This is a genomic window from Citrobacter braakii (assembly GCF_009648935.1).
Taxonomy (GTDB): Bacteria; Pseudomonadota; Gammaproteobacteria; order Enterobacterales; family Enterobacteriaceae; genus Citrobacter; species Citrobacter braakii.
The window spans coordinates 1162422-1181586 of record NZ_CP045771.1; the positions used below are offsets into that span (position 1 = coordinate 1162422).

20 protein-coding genes are annotated in these 19165 nt (G+C 53.8%); 8 read left to right on the plus strand and 12 right to left on the minus strand.

From position 1 onward, the window contains the following. Window positions 1–12: 12 nt before the first annotated feature. From xylB to yiaA, 3 genes are all read left to right on the plus strand, one after another. Window positions 13–1467 carry a xylulokinase gene (xylB, locus tag GFC06_RS05330; protein WP_153689913.1) on the plus strand — a complete coding sequence of 485 codons (1455 nt, stop codon included), beginning with the start codon at window positions 13–15 and terminating at the stop codon, window positions 1465–1467. 166 nt (window positions 1468–1633) lie between these two features. After that, complete coding sequence (gene yiaB, locus GFC06_RS05335) at window positions 1634–2002, plus strand: inner membrane protein YiaB (RefSeq protein WP_153689914.1); 369 nt, start codon at window positions 1634–1636, stop codon at window positions 2000–2002. Then, entirely contained in the window at window positions 2003–2440 is a 438-nt protein-coding gene (yiaA, locus tag GFC06_RS05340; protein ID WP_016154922.1) for an inner membrane protein YiaA, read from the plus strand. Window positions 2441–2480: 40 nt separating this feature from the next. Here yiaA and GFC06_RS05345 read toward each other — a convergent pair whose 3' ends face one another. After that, window positions 2481–3476, minus strand: coding sequence for an acyltransferase (locus GFC06_RS05345; RefSeq protein WP_153689915.1), 996 nt, complete (start codon window positions 3474–3476; stop codon window positions 2481–2483). A 173-nt stretch (window positions 3477–3649) separates the two neighbouring features. Here GFC06_RS05345 and GFC06_RS05350 point away from each other — a divergent pair, with 173 nt between their 5' ends. The 3 genes from GFC06_RS05350 to glyS all read left to right on the plus strand — a co-directional run bounded on the left by GFC06_RS05350 (window position 3650) and on the right by glyS (window position 7044). Further along, on the plus strand, window positions 3650–3958 hold the full coding sequence (locus GFC06_RS05350) for a YsaB family lipoprotein (RefSeq protein WP_016154920.1): 309 nt from the start codon (window positions 3650–3652) through the stop codon (window positions 3956–3958). Window positions 3959–4053: 95 nt separating this feature from the next. Beyond that, window positions 4054–4965, plus strand: coding sequence for a glycine--tRNA ligase subunit alpha (gene glyQ / locus GFC06_RS05355; RefSeq protein ID WP_001168552.1), 912 nt, complete (start codon window positions 4054–4056; stop codon window positions 4963–4965). 9 nt (window positions 4966–4974) lie between these two features. Further along, entirely contained in the window at window positions 4975–7044 is a 2070-nt protein-coding gene (glyS, locus tag GFC06_RS05360) for a glycine--tRNA ligase subunit beta (protein ID WP_153689916.1), read from the plus strand. A gap of 63 nt (window positions 7045–7107) precedes the next feature. Here glyS and cueP read toward each other — a convergent pair whose 3' ends face one another. From cueP to GFC06_RS05375, 3 genes are all read right to left on the minus strand, one after another. Continuing rightward, window positions 7108–7647 (minus strand): copper-binding periplasmic metallochaperone CueP, encoded by a 540-nt coding sequence (gene cueP / locus GFC06_RS05365; RefSeq protein ID WP_046275781.1) that lies wholly within the window; start codon window positions 7645–7647, stop codon window positions 7108–7110. A 187-nt stretch (window positions 7648–7834) separates the two neighbouring features. Next, window positions 7835–8047: a transcription antiterminator/RNA stability regulator CspE gene (gene cspE / locus GFC06_RS05370; RefSeq protein ID WP_000014594.1), complete on the minus strand. Its 213-nt coding sequence runs from the start codon at window positions 8045–8047 to the stop codon at window positions 7835–7837. Between the two features lie 279 nt (window positions 8048–8326). After that, window positions 8327–8617 (minus strand): HTH-type transcriptional regulator, encoded by a 291-nt coding sequence (locus tag GFC06_RS05375; RefSeq protein WP_153689917.1) that lies wholly within the window; start codon window positions 8615–8617, stop codon window positions 8327–8329. 380 nt (window positions 8618–8997) lie between these two features. On the opposite strand from GFC06_RS05375, the gene GFC06_RS05380 reads away from it, so the two are divergent. Continuing rightward, window positions 8998–9708, plus strand: coding sequence for a DUF3053 domain-containing protein (locus GFC06_RS05380; RefSeq protein ID WP_016154915.1), 711 nt, complete (start codon window positions 8998–9000; stop codon window positions 9706–9708). Between the two features lie 58 nt (window positions 9709–9766). On the opposite strand, the gene ghrB is transcribed toward GFC06_RS05380, so the two are convergent. The 6 genes from ghrB to GFC06_RS05410 form a co-directional block, all read right to left on the minus strand. Further along, window positions 9767–10741, minus strand: coding sequence for a glyoxylate/hydroxypyruvate reductase GhrB (gene ghrB / locus GFC06_RS05385; RefSeq protein ID WP_016154914.1), 975 nt, complete (start codon window positions 10739–10741; stop codon window positions 9767–9769). Window positions 10742–10763: 22 nt separating this feature from the next. Next, window positions 10764–12044 carry an MFS transporter gene (locus tag GFC06_RS05390; protein ID WP_003827389.1) on the minus strand — a complete coding sequence of 427 codons (1281 nt, stop codon included), beginning with the start codon at window positions 12042–12044 and terminating at the stop codon, window positions 10764–10766. 70 nt (window positions 12045–12114) lie between these two features. After that, entirely contained in the window at window positions 12115–13053 is a 939-nt protein-coding gene (locus GFC06_RS05395) for a sugar kinase (protein WP_153689918.1), read from the minus strand. Window positions 13054–13056: 3 nt separating this feature from the next. Next, the gene (locus GFC06_RS05400; RefSeq protein WP_016154912.1) at window positions 13057–13806 is read right to left on the minus strand and encodes a sugar phosphate isomerase/epimerase family protein; all 750 of its coding nucleotides are present in this window, start codon (window positions 13804–13806) and stop codon (window positions 13057–13059) included. 99 nt (window positions 13807–13905) lie between these two features. Beyond that, window positions 13906–14922, minus strand: a complete 1017-nt coding sequence (locus GFC06_RS05405; protein WP_005133828.1) for a LacI family DNA-binding transcriptional regulator — start codon at window positions 14920–14922, stop codon at window positions 13906–13908. 101 nt (window positions 14923–15023) lie between these two features. Then, the gene (locus GFC06_RS05410) at window positions 15024–15686 is read right to left on the minus strand and encodes an OmpA family lipoprotein (protein WP_016157720.1); all 663 of its coding nucleotides are present in this window, start codon (window positions 15684–15686) and stop codon (window positions 15024–15026) included. 159 nt (window positions 15687–15845) lie between these two features. Here GFC06_RS05410 and GFC06_RS05415 point away from each other — a divergent pair, with 159 nt between their 5' ends. Continuing rightward, complete coding sequence (locus GFC06_RS05415) at window positions 15846–18179, plus strand: molybdopterin guanine dinucleotide-containing S/N-oxide reductase (RefSeq protein WP_153689919.1); 2334 nt, start codon at window positions 15846–15848, stop codon at window positions 18177–18179. On the opposite strand, the gene GFC06_RS05420 is transcribed toward GFC06_RS05415, so the two are convergent. Continuing rightward, on the minus strand, window positions 18148–18588 hold the full coding sequence (locus GFC06_RS05420) for an N-acetyltransferase (protein WP_153689920.1): 441 nt from the start codon (window positions 18586–18588) through the stop codon (window positions 18148–18150). The genes GFC06_RS05415 and GFC06_RS05420 overlap by 32 nt on opposite strands. Next, window positions 18578–19147 (minus strand): DNA-3-methyladenine glycosylase I, encoded by a 570-nt coding sequence (gene tag / locus GFC06_RS05425; RefSeq protein ID WP_047501346.1) that lies wholly within the window; start codon window positions 19145–19147, stop codon window positions 18578–18580. Before tag ends, GFC06_RS05420 begins: the two co-directional genes overlap by 11 nt. Window positions 19148–19165: the final 18 nt, after the last annotated feature.

Below are 19165 nucleotides of genomic sequence, written 5' to 3' on the forward strand. Positions count from 1 at the left end.
GAACGATGCCCTATGTATATCGGGATAGATCTTGGCACATCAGGCGTAAAGGCCATTCTGCTCAATGAGCAGGGCGATGTGGTCGCTTCGCAAACAGAGAAACTCACCGTCTCGCGCCCGCACCCGTTATGGTCAGAACAAGACCCAGAGCAGTGGTGGCTGGCAACGGATCGCGCTGTGAAAGCTCTGGGTCGGCAGCATTCACTTCGCGAGGTGAAAGCGTTGGGAATTGCCGGACAGATGCACGGCGCGACGCTACTGGATGAACAACAGAAGGTATTGCGCCCGGCTATCCTGTGGAACGATGGTCGCTGCGCCGAAGAGTGCGTCATGCTGGAGAGCCTGGTTCCGCAGTCTCGTGCCATCACCGGCAACCTGATGATGCCTGGCTTTACCGCGCCAAAGCTGCTGTGGGTACAGCGCCACGAACCGGAGATTTTTAGCCGGGTTGATAAAGTCCTGCTGCCGAAAGACTACCTGCGCCTGCGTATGACCGGCGATTTCGCCAGCGATATGTCTGATGCGGCTGGTACCCTGTGGCTGGATGTTGCGAAGCGTGACTGGAGTGATGTCATGCTGGAAGCCTGTAAGCTGACTCGTGCGCATATGCCTGCGCTCTATGAAGGCAGTGAGATTACCGGAACATTGTTGCCAGCAGTCGCCAGGGCCTGGGGAATGCAGGAGGTTGCGGTGGTCGCCGGAGGTGGGGATAACGCAGCGGGGGCGGTTGGCGTGGGCATGATGAATGCCGGTCAGGCGATGCTATCGCTGGGTACTTCCGGGGTCTATTTTGCGGTCAGCGACGGCTTTCTCTGCAAACCGGAAAGCGCGGTCCATAGCTTTTGCCATGCATTGCCTGAACGATGGCACCTGATGTCCGTGATGTTAAGTGCGGCATCCTGCCTGGACTGGGCGGCAAAATTAACCGGACTGGCGAGCGTTCCTGCGTTGATTGCCGCAGCGCAACAGGCGGATGAACACGCTGAGCCGGTCTGGTTTTTACCCTATCTGTCCGGTGAACGTACGCCGCACAACAACCCGCAGGCGAAGGGCGTATTTTTCGGTCTGACGCATCAGCATGGTCCGGCGGAGCTGGCACAGGCGGTGCTGGAAGGCGTTGGTTTTGCATTGGCTGAGGGTATGGACGTGGTACACGCCTGCGGCGTGCAGCCCTCCAGCATTACGCTGATTGGCGGCGGGGCGCGCAGCGAATACTGGCGTCAGATGCTGTCTGACATCAGCGGATTGCAGTTGGATTACCGTACCGGCGGCGATGTTGGTCCTGCTCTCGGTGCGGCACGTCTGGCGCAAATTGCCATTAATCCGCAGCAGCCAATATCAGACCTTCTACCTCAGCTTACGCTGGAGCAGGCGCATTATCCTGATGTCGAGCGCCATGCCCTTTACCAACAGCGTCGGGAAACCTTCCGCCGAATCTATCAGCAATTACACCCGCTGATGTCCTGACCCTAAATCCCCTCTGGTAAACAGAGGGGATTTATCAAATATATATTTCAATCTAATTAATAATTAGCGCGCATGAATTTATTCTGAAAGTCCGGCGTAGTGACCTTTTCTGTGTTGTCTTTAGCGGGTTATTCATATTGTATCCATGATGGATAAGGAGGTCCCAATGAAGACGACAAGGCTGTTGCCATGGATATTATTCTTCTCTGGTGCATTGATTTACGTTATTGGCTTATGGCGGGCATGCCCGTTATTGAGTAGCAAAGGCTATTTTTTCGCCGTGCTGATGACGGGAATGTTTGTGACGTACGTTTATCAGCGTGCAGAAAATCTCAATCAGAACGATGAACACTTCGCCTCTGTATGTCAGATGGTGGCGCTCATCACGGTAGGGGTGCTGTTGGTGGGCGTATTGAATGTCCCATTATCATCCCTCGAAAAGGGGCTGTTCCCGGTGGCATTCATCGTATGTTTACTGGGGCAAGTTTTACTCATGCGTTCAGCAGAATATTTATCTAAAGGACCGGAACTCTAAATGGAAAACAGGACATCAACTTATTCACCGGCATTTAGTATTGTGTCATGGGTCGCGCTTCTCGGCGGCATTGTGGTTTATCTGCTGGGGTTGTGGAATGCCGATATGCAGTTGAACGAAAAGGGGTATTACTTTGCTGTTTTGGTGCTTGGTTTGTTTTCTGCTGCGTCGTATCAAAAGACGGTACGGGATAAATATGAGGGGATCCCGACTACGCCGATTTACTACATAACCTGTCTTGCCGCGTTTATTATTGCGGTTGCATTGTTGGTTATCGGTTTGTGGAATGCCACGCTGCTGCTAAACGAGAAAGGGTTTTACGGCCTGGCCTTCTTTTTGAGCCTGTTTGGTACCGTTGCGGTGCAGAAAAATATCCGTGATAGTGGCTTTGAGCATCCAAAAGAAACGCTGGCAGTCGCAGACGATTTTACGGAGTGATCGTATGCCCTCGATGGTTACCGATCGAGGGCTTTTATTGTTAGCTCACCAGTCTGCGCGTATCGATGCGCTGCAACATTACAGACAACAGTAAACTTCCCGCCAGCGTGGCGCTAAAAATCCATAGCATATCCAGCGGCGGCCAGTTTTTGAGTTCTACACCGTTGGTGCGTAGCGCGTGAATGATCAGCGCATGAAAGCCATAAATGCCCAGGGAGTGGCGGGAAATAAGGCCCAGTACCGGCAGAGTGCGCGTACTGAGCGTATTTTTGACCAGCGTCAGGAGGGAGGCGGCACAAATAAACACCGCCGGGCCGCAATAGAGATACCAGGTATCGGCAAAATTGCCTCGCCAACGCAGTTCATGCAACGTGCCTCGAGAAATAATAAACACTGCGGTGATAAACAACGCCGCACAGAGCCAGGTAAGTGCGCGCTTGTGCGTATCCATCATACCAATCGCTCGGCCTAGCATACCGTACACGATGTAGTAGAACGTGTCGCCACTGATGTACAGGTTGATGGGAAGCCACTCAAAACCGCCAATTTTTTGTGAGACGGTATTGGGATTGGCAATCACCCCAATCACCACCATAAGCGCCAGCAGCATCTTGCCGCTGATATTTTTTACCTGTATCAGCGGGGAAACCAGGTAGATTACGGCGATCGCGAAGAAAAACCACAGGTGATAGAACACCGGCTTTTGCAGCAGGTTTTTCAGCGACAGCTCAGCGTTGATCGAGGTAAACAGCAGGATGTAGGCCAGCGCCACGCTGCTGTAAAACAGGATGCAGAGCGCAATGCGCATGCAATGGCGCGGTTTGGCGCTGCGCTCGCCAAAAAACAGATAGCCCGAAATCATAAAGAACAACGGGACGCTGACGCGAGAAGCTGAATTGAGCACATTGGCCAGATCCCAATTCAATGGGCTGACGCTTTGCGCATTGGTGATGTACCAGGTCGTGGTGTGGATCATCACAACCATGAGACAGGCTATCCCGCGCAGGTTATCAATCCAGAATATTTTGGGCTGCATCAGTTCCTCTGTATCCATTAAAAAAAGTCTGACCGAAATTTTGCGAGCGTAGCTCACTGGAAAAATCCGAGTTCTTACGCTAAAGCTTGAGATGGTCTGATGAGATTCTCAAAATAGCATCCGTTTCCAGACACTTAATAATAAGACTGACCAGCAAACCAGGCGGTAATAAAATGATGATGAAGTATTTCTTTTCCGCGATCGTTACCCTTTTACTGGTTGCGTGCGCCGACACCCAGCCGCCTGCACCCGCGCAGAAGGCGCAAAAGATCAAAGTCAGTGCAACACGTTCGCTGGATATGGAGTCACTGTGTAAAAATGAGGCGGCACAAATCTACAACACTGGTGTGCAGAAAATTGATATCTCCGGTCTGGAACAATTTCAGGGCAGCTATGAGATGCGTGGTTCTACCTTCCGTAAAGAGAGTTTTGTCTGCTCTTTTGATGCAGACGGGCAGTTTTTACACCTTTCCATGCGCTAAGTTCCCCCTTTTTCCCGTTTCGTACTGTATATCTTGCAGCCAGCGGGTATACTGACCGCTTCCTTTAAATCCACACGTATCCAGCACGAAATAATATGCAAAAGTTTGATACCAGGACCTTCCAGGGCTTGATCCTGACCTTACAGGATTACTGGGCTCGCCAGGGCTGCACCATCGTTCAACCATTGGACATGGAAGTCGGCGCGGGGACATCTCACCCAATGACCTGCCTGCGGGCGCTGGGGCCGGAACCGATGGCGACTGCTTATGTGCAGCCTTCTCGTCGTCCGACCGACGGCCGCTATGGCGAAAACCCGAACCGCTTACAGCACTACTATCAGTTCCAGGTAGTGATTAAGCCGTCTCCGGACAACATTCAGGAGCTGTACCTGGGTTCTCTGAAAGAGCTGGGTATGGACCCGACCATTCACGATATCCGTTTCGTAGAAGATAACTGGGAAAACCCAACGCTGGGTGCCTGGGGTCTGGGTTGGGAAGTGTGGCTGAACGGTATGGAAGTCACGCAGTTCACCTACTTCCAGCAAGTTGGTGGTCTGGAATGTAAACCAGTGACCGGGGAAATTACCTACGGTCTGGAACGTCTGGCCATGTACATTCAGGGCGTAGACAGCGTTTACGACCTGGTCTGGAGCGACGGCCCGCTGGGTAAAACCACTTACGGCGACGTGTTCCATCAGAACGAAGTGGAGCAATCCACCTACAACTTCGAATACGCCGACGTGGACTTCCTGTTCACCTGCTTCGAGCAGTACGAGAAAGAAGCGCAGCAGTTGCTGGCGCTGGAAAATCCGCTGCCGCTGCCTGCGTATGAACGTATTCTGAAAGCCGCCCATAGCTTCAACCTGCTGGATGCGCGTAAAGCCATCTCCGTCACCGAGCGTCAGCGCTATATCCTGCGTATTCGCACCCTGACCAAAGCAGTGGCAGAAGCTTACTACGCTTCCCGTGAAGCCCTTGGCTTCCCGATGTGCAACAAAGAGAAATAAGAGGCGGCCATGTCTGAGAAAACTTTTCTGGTGGAAATCGGCACTGAAGAGCTGCCACCAAAAGCACTGCGCAGCCTGGCTGAGTCCTTTGCTGCGAACTTTACCGCGGAGCTGGATAATGCTGGCATCGCGCACAGCAACGTGGAGTGGTTCGCCGCGCCGCGTCGTCTGGCGTTGAAAGTCGCTGCCCTGGCTGAAGCACAACCCGACCGTGAAGTAGAAAAACGCGGCCCGGCTATCGCCCAGGCGTTTGACGCCGAAGGTAAACCGAGCAAAGCGGCCGAAGGTTGGGCGCGTGGCTGTGGCATCACGGTTGATCAGGCTGAGCGTCTGACCACCGACAAAGGCGAGTGGCTGCTGTATCGCGCGCATGTGAAAGGCGAAAGCGCTGAAGCGTTGCTGCCGAACATGATCGCCACCTCACTGGCGAAGCTGCCGATCCCGAAACTGATGCGCTGGGGCGCGTCTGACGTTCACTTCGTGCGTCCGGTTCACACCGTGACGTTGCTGCTGGGCGATAAAGTTATTCCGGCAACTATTCTGGGTATTCAGTCCGATCGCGTGATCCGCGGGCATCGCTTTATGGGCGAGCCGGAGTTCACCATCGATAATGCCGATCAGTACCCAGAAATTCTGCGTGAGCGCGGCAAAGTGATTGCGGATTACGCTGAGCGTAAAGCCAAAATCAAAGCCGATGCCGAAGACGCGGCGCGTAAAATTGGCGGCAACGCCGATCTGAGTGAAAGCCTGCTGGAAGAAGTCACCTCGCTGGTGGAATGGCCGGTCGTGCTGACCGCGAAGTTCGAAGAAAAATTCCTCGCTGTTCCGTCCGAAGCGCTGGTACACACCATGAAAGGTGACCAGAAGTACTTCCCGGTATACGCGAACGACGGCAAACTGCTGCCGAATTTTATCTTCGTTGCCAACATCGAATCCAAAGACCCGCAGCAAATCATCTCCGGTAACGAGAAGGTGGTTCGTCCGCGTCTGGCGGATGCCGAATTCTTCTTCAATACTGACCGTAAAAAACGTCTGGAAGACCATCTGCCGCGTCTGCAAACCGTGCTGTTCCAACAGCAACTGGGTACGCTGCGCGACAAGACTGACCGTATCCAGGCGCTGGCGGGCTGGATTGCTGGTCAGATTGGCGCTGACGTTAACCACGCAACGCGTGCTGGCCTGCTGTCCAAGTGTGACCTGATGACCAACATGGTCTTCGAGTTCACCGATACCCAGGGCGTGATGGGCATGCACTACGCGCGTCACGATGGTGAAGCGGAAGATGTCGCTGTGGCGCTGAACGAGCAGTATCAGCCGCGTTTTGCTGGTGATGACCTGCCATCTAACCCGGTTGCCTGTGCCGTGGCGATTGCCGATAAGATGGACACACTGGCAGGTATCTTCGGTATCGGTCAGCATCCGAAAGGCGACAAAGACCCGTTTGCGCTGCGTCGTGCCGCGCTGGGCGTACTGCGTATCATCGTTGAGAAGAACCTGAATCTGGATCTACAAACGTTGACCGAAGAAGCTGTTCGTCTGTATGGCGACAAGCTGACTAACGCCAACGTGGTGGATGATGTGATCGACTTTATGCTTGGTCGCTTCCGCGCCTGGTATCAGGATGAAGGTTACACCGTCGATACCATTCAGGCAGTACTGGCGCGTCGTCCGACTCGTCCGGCTGATTTCGACGCACGTATGAAGGCGGTTTCGCACTTCCGTACGCTGGAGGCCGCGTCCGCGCTGGCTGCAGCGAACAAGCGTGTATCGAACATCCTGGCGAAGTCTGAAGAGACGCTGAATGACCGCGTAAATTCGGCAACGCTGAAAGAGCCGGAAGAAATTGCGCTGGCGCTGCAGGTTGTGGTGCTGCGCGATAAGCTGGAGCCTGTCTTTGCAGCTGGTCGTTACCAGGAGGCGCTGGTTGAGTTGGCGGAACTGCGTGAACCGGTTGATGCGTTCTTCGAGAAAGTGATGGTCAACGTGGAAGATAAAGATCTGCGTATTAACCGTCTGTCTATGCTCGCAAAACTGCGCGAACTGTTCCTGCGCGTAGCGGATATTTCTTTGCTGCAGTAACGCTCCTGAGCTGACTTAGAAAAGCCGGATAAGCATTGTGCCATCCGGCTTTTTTGTATGTAGTTAGCGCAGCTGTAATTTTGTCAGACAGGTCTGGCTGTCTTCCATCGTCTTGATGGGATACTCCGCCGTTTTACCGTTGTAACTTACCGCGATTGTGCCTGCCATATTGCGCGGTAGCCATACCCCGACGAAGCCATTTCGACCACTCTTCATCACTTTTTGTACCACCACCTCACCCTTGTTATCCGTCACTTTGACATTGAATGCCTTCTCCGGCATTTCGCCCTGGCAGCCAGAAAGGCTGTGGTTGAAGCAAGGATGTGTTTGCCATTCATAGGGGGCAAATGACAGATAGAACTTGTCACCGAGCGGTAGGGTATAAATCTGATCGCCCGAAGAGAGCTTCAGTTCGGTACTGGTGATTGATGCTGAGTACGGCAGCGGGCGGTTCTGTGGCGACTGGTCAATGGTCTCGACGATTTGCTCGACGGATTTACCGCTGAGCCCGTGTTCCGCCAGAAAAGCAGCTTCCGGAGTTGCTGCGAACGCGCTACCGGTTGTGAGCAAACCTAAAACCAGCAGCAGTGAGGATTTCGACATAGCTTCAATTCCTTGTGAATATTGTGGAATACAGACTGGCTCACTATAAAGCTTGCCCTTAGGGAAAGGTCAAAGGGAGGACGGGTAAAGTAATGCAAAGAAGCGTTTGGGCGGGGAGTGTTGCGAAGTACAGATAAAAAAAATCCCCGCCGTTTGGCAGGGATTCAGAATTTTGAGCTTTTTAAGCTTACAGGCTGGTTACGTTGCCAGCTGCCGGGCCTTTAGCGCCGCTTTCGATGGTGAAGGAAACTTTCTGACCTTCGTCCAGAGATTTGTAGCCATCGTTCTGGATAGCAGAGAAGTGTACGAACACGTCTTTAGAGCCATCGTCAGGAGTGATGAAGCCGAAACCTTTGTCAGCGTTGAACCATTTTACGATACCAGTCATTTTACCGGACATAGTGTATTACCTTTTAAAAAATAAGTGTGCCTTTCGGCGATATGGCGTGCTTTACAGATTTTTTAACAGTAAAGGAAATGCTCACTACGAAGGGTATCAACGATAACTCTTGAAGGGACTTGCCTTACTAACTGCTGTAATGGTCTGTACGTCAAACCGTTGAGGGCATTAACTCATTTTACGCATGTGGATGCAACTACTATTTTCTTTTTTGTGGATAACCCCCTTAAGGGAACGGCCCTTTTACAGGACCGTTCATAAGTAAAATTAAAAAATAGTTCAATCCATCAGTTGCTTACTTAATCTTGGGTCTGCCTGAATCAGGCGCATTAACTTCAATTCGGTATTGGAAGGCTTTACGCGTTTAGACTCCCATTCATGAACCGTCGCGACCGTCACGCCCATCACTCGGGCAAAATCATCTGTTTTTAAACCTGTCCCTCGTCGTAGCTGTTCAAATTCGGTGAAAGGGTTGGTTTTTTGCGTCAGAGTAACCATCTGCGATACATCTTTAAAAACAATCTGCTCCAGACTGCTCAGCAGTTCAAACATAGGATCTTTGTATTCCATTGAGAACTCCTACAAATCACACAGCGGGATCGTGAATTTCATCGAAGCTCATTAAGAGTAGTCGGAAAAAATGAAGCCGGATTTTAGGTTTGTGTGATGGATTCGTTTCAGCGGATCGGGGTCGACAATCTTTTGCAGGCTAACGAACTGATTAAGGTCGTGATCTGCGAACGATCGATCCCGATTGTAAAGATGACTAAAATATGACGTCGTGTGGTAAATGGCGCATTGTTTAGCAAAACGATGGGTGGCGGGAGCGGTTATTTTCCCCCACAAGATTACGCGGAAAGGGTATCTTGCGGGGCTGACCTGGACTATCCTTGTCAACGTCAGGCACGCGGGTGTCGTTGTGCGCATTTTTGGGTGAAAGGAGTATTAAAATGGCGACAGGTAAGTCCTGCTCTCGCTGGTTTGCGCCTGTTTTGGCGCTCTTAATGGTAGTTGGCCTGAGTGGGTGTTTTGATAAAGAAGGCGATCAACGCAAAGCGTTTATCGATTTTCTGCAGAATACTGCAATGCGTAGCGGAGAGCGTTTACCAACGCTGACCGCCGATCAGAAAAAACAGTTTGGCCCGTTTGTGTCCGATTACGCGATTCTGTATGGCTATTCGCAGCAGGTTAATCAGGCAATGGACTCCGGTCTGCGCCCGGTGGTTGATAGCGTAAATGCGATTCGTGTTCCTCAGGATTATGTGACTCAGCGTGAACCGCTGCGTCAGGCAAATGGTGCGCTGGGCGTGTTAGGGCAACAGTTGCAGAATGCGAAACTGCAGGCAGATGCTGCGCATGGCGCGCTGAAGCAGGGCGAGGATCTGAAGCCGGTCTTTGACCAGGTCTACAATAAAGTCGTCACTGTACCTTCAGAGGCGCTACAGCCGCTGATCCCTGCCGCGCAAATCTTCACGCAGCAGTTAGTGCAGGTCGGTGATTTTGTGGCACAGCAGGATACGCAGGTGAGCTTTGTCGCTAACGGTATCCAGTTCCCAACTTCACAGCAGGCAAGTCAGTACAACACGCTGATTGGCCCGTTGGCCTCTCAGCATCAGGCATTTAATCAGGCCTGGACTGCTGCGGTGAATGCCGCTCAGTAATGAAGGCGCTGTAATACATAAAAGGCCGGGTAAGCGTAAGCGCTACCCGGCCTTTTGTTTATGGCGCGACCTGCGGGTTCACGCAATTCTTCTCAACGCGTCCTTGCAGCGCATCGATTAAGTTATCCACCGCACAGGCCGCCATGTTATAGCGCGTTTCATGCGTCGCTGAACCTATGTGCGGTACGGCTACCACGTTTGGCAGCGCCAATAGCGGTGAGTCTGCTGGTAATGGCTCCTGCTCAAACACATCAAGGCCTGCGGCATGAATTTCCCCGCTTTGCAGGGCGGCAATCAGCGCTTTTTCATCGACCACTGGCCCACGCCCGGCGTTAATGAAAATGGCGGAGGACTTCATTTTGGCAAACTGTTCGGTACTAAACAGATGATGCGTTTCTGCGGTTAACGGCAGGATCAGGCAGACAAAATCGGACTCCTGCAACAGCGTATCGAGGTCGCAGTAACGCGCGTTGAAGCGTTCTTCCGCCTCCTGGTGATGACGGCGCGCGTTATAAAGAATCGGCATGCTAAAACCAAAATGCGCGCGTTGCGCCAGCGCCAGACCAATACGGCCCATGCCGACAATCCCCAGCGTTTTGTGGTGTACATCCGTACCAAACCAGTCCGGCCCGATACTTTTGGTCCACTCGCCAATTTTCACCCGTTCAGCAACTTCTACCACGCGGCGAGCGGTGCTTAACACCAGCGCCATTACCGTATCGGCGACAGTTTCCGTCAGCACGGTTGGCGTGTGCATCAACAGCACCTTGCGCGCGTTGAGGGCATCGACGTCGAAGTTGTCATAACCTACGGAAATCGTGGATGTCGCACGAAGCCTGGGCATTCTCTCCAGTAGGGCGGTATTGACGGCTTCACTGGAACCCAGCAGACCTTCCGCGTTGGCAAAAGCCTCGGCGTGCTGTGCGACCGTTTCCGGGCGCAGGTTAGGCACATGAGTCACAGTAAAATGCTCTTCCAGGCGATGCAGTAAATCGTCAGGTAACGCTTTATAGAGAATAATGGACGGCTTCATGCGAATCTCCGTAAGTTAAAATTTAAGCGTGGCGTGCGCCAATAGGTAATTGCTGATTATTAGCAGGCTTAACAATTAAAGTTAGCCATACTGAGACAAAAAGCGCTACCCCCATAAAAATGTACGAGGCGGATGGGCTGCCGGTTGCGCCATTGAGGTAGCCGACAAACCATGAACCAAAGAATGAGCCTAGCGCGCCCATGCTGTTAATCAGCGCCATTGCACCCCCGGCGACGTTGCGCGGCAGCATTTCCGGGATGATGGCGAAGAAAGGGCCATATGGGGCGTACATTGCCGCACCCGCAATAACTAACAGCGTGTAAGAAATCCAGAAGTGGTCTGCACCCACGGCCCAGGAGCCGATAAAAGCGAAAGCGGCTATCAATAACAGCGGCCAGACAAACAGTTTACGGTTTTGCAGCTTATCGGAGGCCCAGGAGACGAGGATCATCGCCGCCGTCGCCGCCAGATAAGGTACGGATGACAGCCAGCCAACCTCTACCATGCCCAGATTTGCGCCGCCGTTGCGGATAATCGACGGTAGCCACAGGACAAAACCATAGACGCCAATACTCCAGGCGAAATACTGCATGCACAGCAGGATGACGTTACGTGAGCGGAAGGCCTCGCTATAGTTACGCACGGCTTTGATGCCTTGCTGCTCTTTTTCCAGTTGCGCCTGAAGGGCGGCTTTTTCAGATTCTGACAGCCAGCCGACCTGAGACGGTTTGTCTTTTACCAATACCCACCAGCAGAACGCCCAGATGATGGCTGGGAAGCCCTCGATGATAAACATTTCCCGCCAGCCCAGCGCCTGGATCAGATAACCGGAAACCACAGACATCCACAGGACGGTAACCGGGTTTCCGAGGATCAGGAAAGTGTTAGCGCGCGAGCGCTCGGATTTCGTAAACCAGTTGCTGATATAAATCAGCATTGCGGGCATCACCGCGGCTTCAACGACGCCAAGAATAAAGCGGATGGCGGCAAGCATTGGAATATTGCTGACCATACCGGTTAACGACGCGCATGCGCCCCAGAGGATCAGACAGACAAAAATCAGTTTTCGTACGCTGCGCCGTTCTGCGTAAATCGCGCCTGGGATCTGAAAGAAGAAATAGCCGAGGAAAAACAGAGCGCCCAGCAGGGAAGAGATCCCTTTGGTAATGCCGAGGTCCTCGTTGATACCGGCGGCGGAGGCGAAGCTGAAGTTCGCACGGTCAAGGTACGCCAGGCTATACGTGATAAACACGATTGGCATAATGTACCACCAGCGTTTTGCTGCATTAGTTGAGCTATTCATAGACTGCCCTCTGGTTATGCTGATACGCCGCCTCTGTATGTAGGGTACAGAGACAGAGTTGGCCGGGAGTTTATTCCCCTAATTGTTCACGTGTGGGTAATCCTTCGCTGTCGCCCTGAACCTGAATGGCCAGTGCGCCGATTTTATTGCCGCGGGTCACCGCCTGATGCAGCGAACGGCCTTCCAGCAGGGCGCTGATAACGCCCACGGCAAAGCCATCGCCTGCGCCGACCGTATCGACCACGTTGTCGACTTTTACCGGTGCAACGCAACCTTGTTCACCGCTGGCTGTTTTGTACCAGGCGCCATCAGCCCCGGTTTTGATGATCACGGCCTTCACTCCGTGACGCAGATAAAAGTCGGCGATGGCTTCAGGCGTCTGTTGGCCGGTTAAAATCATCCCCTCTTTTAATCCAGGTAAAACCCAGTCAGCCTGGAATGCCAGCCGGTTCAGTTTTTCCACCATCTCGGCTTCGCTTTTCCACAGCACCGGACGCAAATTTGGGTCGAACGAGATGGTCTTCCCCTGGGCTTTCAGCGTGCGGGCGGTGTGCGCCAGTAGTTCATAGGAGCTGGCAGAAAGCGCTGCCGCCACGCCGCTCAGGTGCAAGTGGCGCGCGCTGGCGAAATAGTCCTCATGATAATCCTCAACGCTGAGGTGGCTGGCGGCGGAACCTTTGCGGAAATACTCCACAATGGGATCGGTTCCATTTTCGACCTTAGATTTAAGCTGAAAGCCGGTAGCGTAACGCCCATCCAGGGTAACTCCCTGCGCATCTATCCCTTCTTTTTCCAGCGACTTAATGATAAAACGACCAAAACTGTCGTTGCCTAAGCGGCTCACCCAGCCGACCTTCAGGCCCAGACGAGCAAGACCGGTCGCCACGTTGAGTTCAGCGCCTGCAACGCGCTTGATAAACTGCTCTACATCCGTGAGTTCGCCGATTTGCGTGGCGACAAACATCGCCATCGCTTCACCAATAGTGACCGCATCCAGTGAATTTTTCATGTGTTACTCCTCGCGTAACAGCTCGACGTAGTGGCGGGTAACCGCCGTCAAATCCTGCCCTTCCAGGGGGAACTCAATACCGCGCGGAACATCGTTGGGCAGCGTTTTTAACAGCGCCAGCCAGCGTGAATCTGCTTCATCAGGCGGTACGGCACGGTAGCTATCGCGATGCGTAACTGCGGCTTTGACATGGATATATCCGACGGTTGGCGCCAGATTCTGCGCGGCCTGTTCCGGGGAGTCGCCAACCCACAGCCAGTTGCCCATATCGAAAGTCAGAGATATCGGCAGGTTTTGCGTCTGACAGGCTTCATTAAAACGTTGCATCGGCTGCAGGCGTCCGCAGGCGGTCTGATCGTTTTCCACAACCAGCTCCATGCCGCTGTTGTCCAGCCATTCACGTAAATCGTCGAACTGTTCGGTATGGGAAAAATGACCGAGAGAGACTTTTAACCACAGCGCCTGTAGGGCCTGCGCTTCTTCGAGGAGCTGCGGAAGTCGGGGATTCAGGTTCCCATCCTCAAGGAATAACGGTTCAGGCGCTGAATAACAGGCCAGCAGGCCGAAGAGTTCGATTGCAGAGGCCATTGTGGACAGCGTTTTCAGCTCGGCGTCGGTTAATAACTCGCGGCGGATTTCGACGCCGTCAGCACCGGCTTCGGCAATGATGGGCAACATTGCCGTTTGCCCGCCTGCTGCCCGCACCTGGTCGTAGCCGTAGGCGGCGGTAACCACCATAATTTTTCTTTTCATGGAAACTCCAGACTAGCATTCTTGTTATAACGCTAGATGGAACCGGTTCCAAAGAAAAGCTCATGATGTCGAATTTATGATCACCATCACGAAGGAAATTTAACGGGCGGTTGAGCCGCGCACGATCAGCTCGCCGGAGAATACCTGTTCCTGAATGGCAGCAGAGCCGCCATCAATTCGGCGTACAACCTGCTCAACGGCGGTGTAGCCAATCTGCCATGTGGGTTGTTTCAACGTGGTGATACCGACGCCCGCCAGCTCCGCCCATTCCAGTTCGTCAAAACCGAGCAGGCCGATATCGCTGCCCCAGTTAAGGCCAATGCGTTTCAGGGCGCGGGCAACCTGCAGCGTGAGAGCGCCGTTGGCAGAGATAACGGCTTTGCGCATCCCCCGATGCTGCTGGTGAAACTGGCGCAGCGTGTCATCCAGTTGCGTATTGTCCGTTAGCGGGACTTCGGCATTTTGCGCGATAACGCCGGGGTACTGTGCGAGCGTGGCGCGAAAAGCGCTCAGGCGTTCGCGGCGGGTATTCACCATGCCCAGCGGTTCGCTGAGGAACAGGATGGCTTCAAAACCTTGCTCGACCAGATGTTCAGTGGCAACCGTTGCCGCCTGGGTGTTATCCAGCCCGACCATATCACAGGCAAAATCGGGAATTTTACGGTCAATCAGTACCATCGGCAGCGCAGACTGTTGCAGGCGGTTCAGCCCCTCTTCGCGCATTCCAACGGCGTTGACCACAATCCCTTCGACCTGGTAGCTGCGCAGCAGGTCGAGATAATGCAGCTCCTGATCCACTTCGTTGTTGGTGTTACACACCAGCGGGGTAAAGCCCTTATCGCGACAGGCGGCTTCAATCCCGCTTAACACGTTGACGGAGTAGGGATTAGTAATATCGGCGATGATCAGACCAATCAGACGGGTACGACCGTGTTTCAGGCCTCTTGCCATCAGGCTGGGACGGTAGTCGAGATCGGCAATGGCTTGTTCAATGCGGGCCAGTAGCGCGTCGGAAAGCAGGTGCTTTTCACCGTTGAGGTAGCGTGAAATGCTGGTCTTGCCGGTTTTTGCGGCTTTCGCCACATCGCTGATGGTTGCCCGTGTTGATTTGCTCATCGCTGATTTCCCTAAATTTGGTGACAACACCTTAACGCGAAAATCAACGATGGCAAGTGCTTCATGCCGGATAAGACGCTGCCATTATCCGGCACAAAACGTTACTGGAGCGGGCTTAAGGTGATCTCTACGCGGCGGTTTTGCGCTTTACCTTCCGCCGTGCTGTTGCTGGCGATCGGATTTGCCGGGCCCATACCCTGAGTGCGGATACGGTTAGCGGCGACGCCTTGAGTGATTAAGGCGCTGGCCACGGAGTCCGCGCGCTGCTGCGACAGGCGCATATTCAGATCCTGACTGCCGGTGCTGTCGGTGAAGCCGAGCACGTTGACGGCGGTTTTATTGTACTCTTTCAGTACCATTGCCACGCCGGTCAGGGTGTTGGCACCCGCAGGTTTCAGGTTGCTGCTGTTGCTGTCGAAGGTGACGTTATTTGGCATATTCAGGATGATGTTATCGCCACTGCGCGTCACGCTGACGCCCGTTCCCTGCATTTTGTCGCGCAGTTTTGCTTCCTGCACGTCCATGTAATAGCCGACACCGCCGCCAACGGCCGCGCCAGCCGCCGCACCAATCAGCGCGCCTTTGCCGCGATCTTTCTTCGAAGAAGAGAGTGCGCCAATACCCGCGCCGACCAGAGAGCCAATACCCGCGCCAATGCCGGATTTACCCGCTTCGCGTTCGCCGGTGTAAGGGTTTGTTGTGCAGCCAGAAACCGCCAGGGCGCCGCTCACGATGGCAGCAATAACAAAAACACGTTTCTTCATCTTAATTCCTTAATGACTTTTTCTTCTTTGCCACAGCGACCGTGGCGGTTGATTATGACGTGTGAACATGAAGAAAATTCCAGGGAAGACTCTGAAATTTGTAAGTAACATTGAACGGCATAATAAATAAGCCGTCACATCGCATTCAGGAGCGCCATCTTGGCTAATTCACCCGCACATTACTCGGTGTTAACCGCCGCCCACTGGGGACCTATTCTCGTCGAAACCGATGGCGAGACGGTTTTCTCCTCTCGCGGCGCGCTGCCCACCGCCCATCCCAACTCTTTGCAAACCGTGGTGCGCGACCAGGTACACAGTAAAACGCGGGTACGTTTTCCCATGGTGCGTAAAGGCTTTCTCGCCTCGCCGGAGAATCCGCAGGGGGTGCGCGGGCAAGATGAATTTGTTCGTGTCAGTTGGGACGACGCGCTGAATCTTATCCATACGCAGCATAAACGCATCCGTGACAGCTACGGGCCGGCCTCGATTTTTGCCGGTTCCTACGGCTGGCGTTCCAACGGCGTGTTACACAAAGCCGCAACCCTGTTACAGCGTTATATGGCGCTGGCGGGTGGTTATACCGGGCATCTGGGGGATTACTCGACGGGCGCTGCGCAGGCCATCATGCCGTACGTGGTGGGCGGTAACGAAGTTTACCAGCAGCAGACCAGTTGGCCGGTGGTGCTGGAGAACAGTGAAGTGGTGGTGTTATGGAGCGCCAATCCGCTGAATACCCTGAAAATTGCCTGGAACGCCTCCGACGAGCAGGGCCTCGCTTACTTTGAAGCACTGCGTGGCAGCGGGAAGCGGTTGATCTGTATCGATCCGATGCGATCGGAAAGCGTCGATTTCTTTGGCGAGAAGATGGAATGGATCGCTCCGCATATGGGGACCGACGTGGCGCTGATGCTGGGTATCGCGCATACGCTGGTGGAAAACGGCTGGCACGACGCGGACTTTCTCGCCCGGTGTACGACCGGATATGACCGTTTTGCCGACTATCTGCTGGGCAAATCTGACGATGTTGCAAAAACGGCAGAATGGGCCGCTGAAATTTGTGGTGTTCCGGCGGCGAAAATACGTGAACTTGCGGCGATATTTCACCAAAATACCACCATGCTGATGGCGGGATGGGGTATGCAACGCCAGCAGTATGGCGAGCAGAAACACTGGATGATTGTCACGCTGGCCGCCATGCTCGGGCAAATCGGGACGCCTGGCGGCGGCTTTGGGCTGTCGTATCATTTTGCCAACGGCGGCAACCCAACGCGCCGTGCTGCGGTGCTGGCTTCAATGCAGGGCAGCGTTAAAAACGGCACCGACGCGGTGGATAAAATCCCGGTGGCGCGAATTGTTGAAGCGCTGGAGAACCCGGGTGGTTTTTATCAGCACAACGGTATGGACCGCCATTTCCCGGACATCCGTATGCTTTGGTGGGCAGGCGGCGCTAACTTCACCCATCATCAGGACACCAACCGCCTGATCCGCGCCTGGCAAAAACCGGAGCTGGTGGTTATCTCGGAGTGTTTCTGGACAGCCGCAGCGAAGCATGCCGATATCGTGCTGCCGGCGACGACGTCTTTTGAACGTAATGATTTGACCATGACCGGCGATTACAGCAACCAGCATCTGGTGCCGATGAAGCAGGTTGTATCGCCGCAGGATGAAGCGCGAAATGATTTTGATGTCTTTGCCGAGCTGAGTGAACGCTGGGAGAAGGGCGGATATGAGCGATTTACCGAAGGCAAAAGCGAGCTGGAATGGCTGGAGACTTTTTACAACATTGCCGGGCAGCGTGGGGCTAGCCAGCAGGTGACGTTGCCGCCATTCACCGAGTTTTGGCAGCGGAATGCGCTGATCGAAATGCCAGAAAACGCCGCCAGCGCGCAGTTTATCCGTTTCGCGGATTTTCGCCGCAACCCACAGGCGCATCCGCTGAAAACGGACAGCGGTAAAATTGAAATCTACTCCGCGAGGATTGCCGGTTACGGTTACGCGGACTGTGCGGGGCATCCGATGTGGCTGGAGCCGGATGAGTGGTTCGGTAACGCCGAGCCGGGCCAGTTACAGCTGCTTTCCGCCCATCCGGCGCACCGTTTGCACAGTCAGCTAAATTACAGCGCGTTGCGCGAACAGTATGCGGTAGCGGATCGTGAGCCCGTCACGATTCATCCGCAGGATGCCAAAGCGCGCGGTATTGCGGATGGCGACACGGTCAGGGTGTGGAACCAGCGTGGGCACGTTCTGGCGGGAGCGGTCGTGACGACGGGAATTAAACCCGGTGTCATCTGTATTCATGAGGGCGCCTGGCCTGATTTGGATCTCGCCGCCAACGGTATTTGTAAAAATGGCGCCGTCAACGTGCTGACCAAAGATCTCCCCAGCTCGAAGCTGGGGAATGGCTGCGCGGGCAACACTGCGCTGGCGTGGCTCGAAAAATACAGCGGACCAACGTTGACGCTTACGGCGTTTGATCCGCCTGCCAACCCATAATCCACGTGGGATGGTGAGTCTCTTCCTGCCATGCGCCATCTTCAATGCGAAAACCCAGCGCATGGTAGAAGTTCACCGCTGATTGATTCTTCTGGTAGACCTCGAGGCTGAGTAACGAAAAGCGCTGCTGCACATGCTGCACCAGCGCTTTGCCGATCCCGCTTCTGATGGCGGCAGGCGCGACGAACAGCGCGCCGAGAAAGCGGTCGTCAATGACGCTGGCAAAGCCTTTGAGCCCCCCTTCTTCTTCCCATACCCAGGTTTGTGCGGCTGGCAGATAAACATCCCGCACGATGGATTCACTTTCGCGCCAGTAGCGTTCTTCGATAAACGGATGGGCATGGATCGTGCTTTCCATCCACAGCGCCAGAATCGACGGTAGATCGCCAGCCTTTGATTCACGAATCATGTTGTTCTCCCGGGTAACAGATACAGGTGGTGACATGGTCGTTGACCAGGCCGCATGCCTGCATAAAGGAGTAACAGATGGTGGTGCCGACAAACTTAAATCCGCGTTTTTTTAACGCTTTAGACAGTGCATCTGACGCAGGTGTAGAGGTGGGGATATCACTCAGGTTGGCAGCGCGGGTCAGTTGCGGTTGGTTATCAACAAATGACCAGACGAACTCGCTAAACGATTCTCCGTTTTGCGCCATGGTCAGAAAGGCGCGAGCGTTGCCGATAATGGCCTGAATTTTTCCTCGATGGCGAATAATGCCAGCATCCAGTACCAGTCTTTCCACATCCTCTTCGGTCATGGCCGCCACTTTTTCCGGGTCAAAATAGTGGAAGGCGTGGCGATAATTTTCTCGTTTCTTTAGCACGGTGATCCATGATAAACCGGCCTGTTGGCCTTCCAGACAGATCATTTCGAACAGCTTGTTGCCATCTGTTTCGGGGACGCCCCATTCCTTGTCGTGGTAGGCAATGTAAAGTGGGTCCTGGCTGACCCATCCGCAACGCTGCATATTCTTCCTCGCTGTTTT

What these genes read in the sequence shown, in the direction of transcription:
- xylB (WP_153689913.1), top strand. Translation starts at nt 13, where the DNA reads ATGTATATCGGGATAGATCTTGGCACATCAGGCGTAAAGGCCATTCTG.
- yiaB (WP_153689914.1), top strand. Translation starts at nt 1,634, where the DNA reads ATGAAGACGACAAGGCTGTTGCCATGGATATTATTCTTCTCTGGTGCA.
- yiaA (WP_016154922.1), top strand. Translation starts at nt 2,003, where the DNA reads ATGGAAAACAGGACATCAACTTATTCACCGGCATTTAGTATTGTGTCA.
- GFC06_RS05345 (WP_153689915.1), bottom strand. Translation starts at nt 3,476, where the DNA reads ATGCAGCCCAAAATATTCTGGATTGATAACCTGCGCGGGATAGCCTGT.
- GFC06_RS05350 (WP_016154920.1), top strand. Translation starts at nt 3,650, where the DNA reads ATGATGATGAAGTATTTCTTTTCCGCGATCGTTACCCTTTTACTGGTT.
- glyQ (WP_001168552.1), top strand. Translation starts at nt 4,054, where the DNA reads ATGCAAAAGTTTGATACCAGGACCTTCCAGGGCTTGATCCTGACCTTA.
- glyS (WP_153689916.1), top strand. Translation starts at nt 4,975, where the DNA reads ATGTCTGAGAAAACTTTTCTGGTGGAAATCGGCACTGAAGAGCTGCCA.
- cueP (WP_046275781.1), bottom strand. Translation starts at nt 7,647, where the DNA reads ATGTCGAAATCCTCACTGCTGCTGGTTTTAGGTTTGCTCACAACCGGT.
- cspE (WP_000014594.1), bottom strand. Translation starts at nt 8,047, where the DNA reads ATGTCCGGTAAAATGACTGGTATCGTAAAATGGTTCAACGCTGACAAA.
- GFC06_RS05375 (WP_153689917.1), bottom strand. Translation starts at nt 8,617, where the DNA reads ATGGAATACAAAGATCCTATGTTTGAACTGCTGAGCAGTCTGGAGCAG.
- GFC06_RS05380 (WP_016154915.1), top strand. Translation starts at nt 8,998, where the DNA reads ATGGCGACAGGTAAGTCCTGCTCTCGCTGGTTTGCGCCTGTTTTGGCG.
- ghrB (WP_016154914.1), bottom strand. Translation starts at nt 10,741, where the DNA reads ATGAAGCCGTCCATTATTCTCTATAAAGCGTTACCTGACGATTTACTG.
- GFC06_RS05390 (WP_003827389.1), bottom strand. Translation starts at nt 12,044, where the DNA reads ATGAATAGCTCAACTAATGCAGCAAAACGCTGGTGGTACATTATGCCA.
- GFC06_RS05395 (WP_153689918.1), bottom strand. Translation starts at nt 13,053, where the DNA reads ATGAAAAATTCACTGGATGCGGTCACTATTGGTGAAGCGATGGCGATG.
- GFC06_RS05400 (WP_016154912.1), bottom strand. Translation starts at nt 13,806, where the DNA reads ATGAAAAGAAAAATTATGGTGGTTACCGCCGCCTACGGCTACGACCAG.
- GFC06_RS05405 (WP_005133828.1), bottom strand. Translation starts at nt 14,922, where the DNA reads ATGAGCAAATCAACACGGGCAACCATCAGCGATGTGGCGAAAGCCGCA.
- GFC06_RS05410 (WP_016157720.1), bottom strand. Translation starts at nt 15,686, where the DNA reads ATGAAGAAACGTGTTTTTGTTATTGCTGCCATCGTGAGCGGCGCCCTG.
- GFC06_RS05420 (WP_153689920.1), bottom strand. Translation starts at nt 18,588, where the DNA reads ATGATTCGTGAATCAAAGGCTGGCGATCTACCGTCGATTCTGGCGCTG.
- tag (WP_047501346.1), bottom strand. Translation starts at nt 19,147, where the DNA reads ATGCAGCGTTGCGGATGGGTCAGCCAGGACCCACTTTACATTGCCTAC.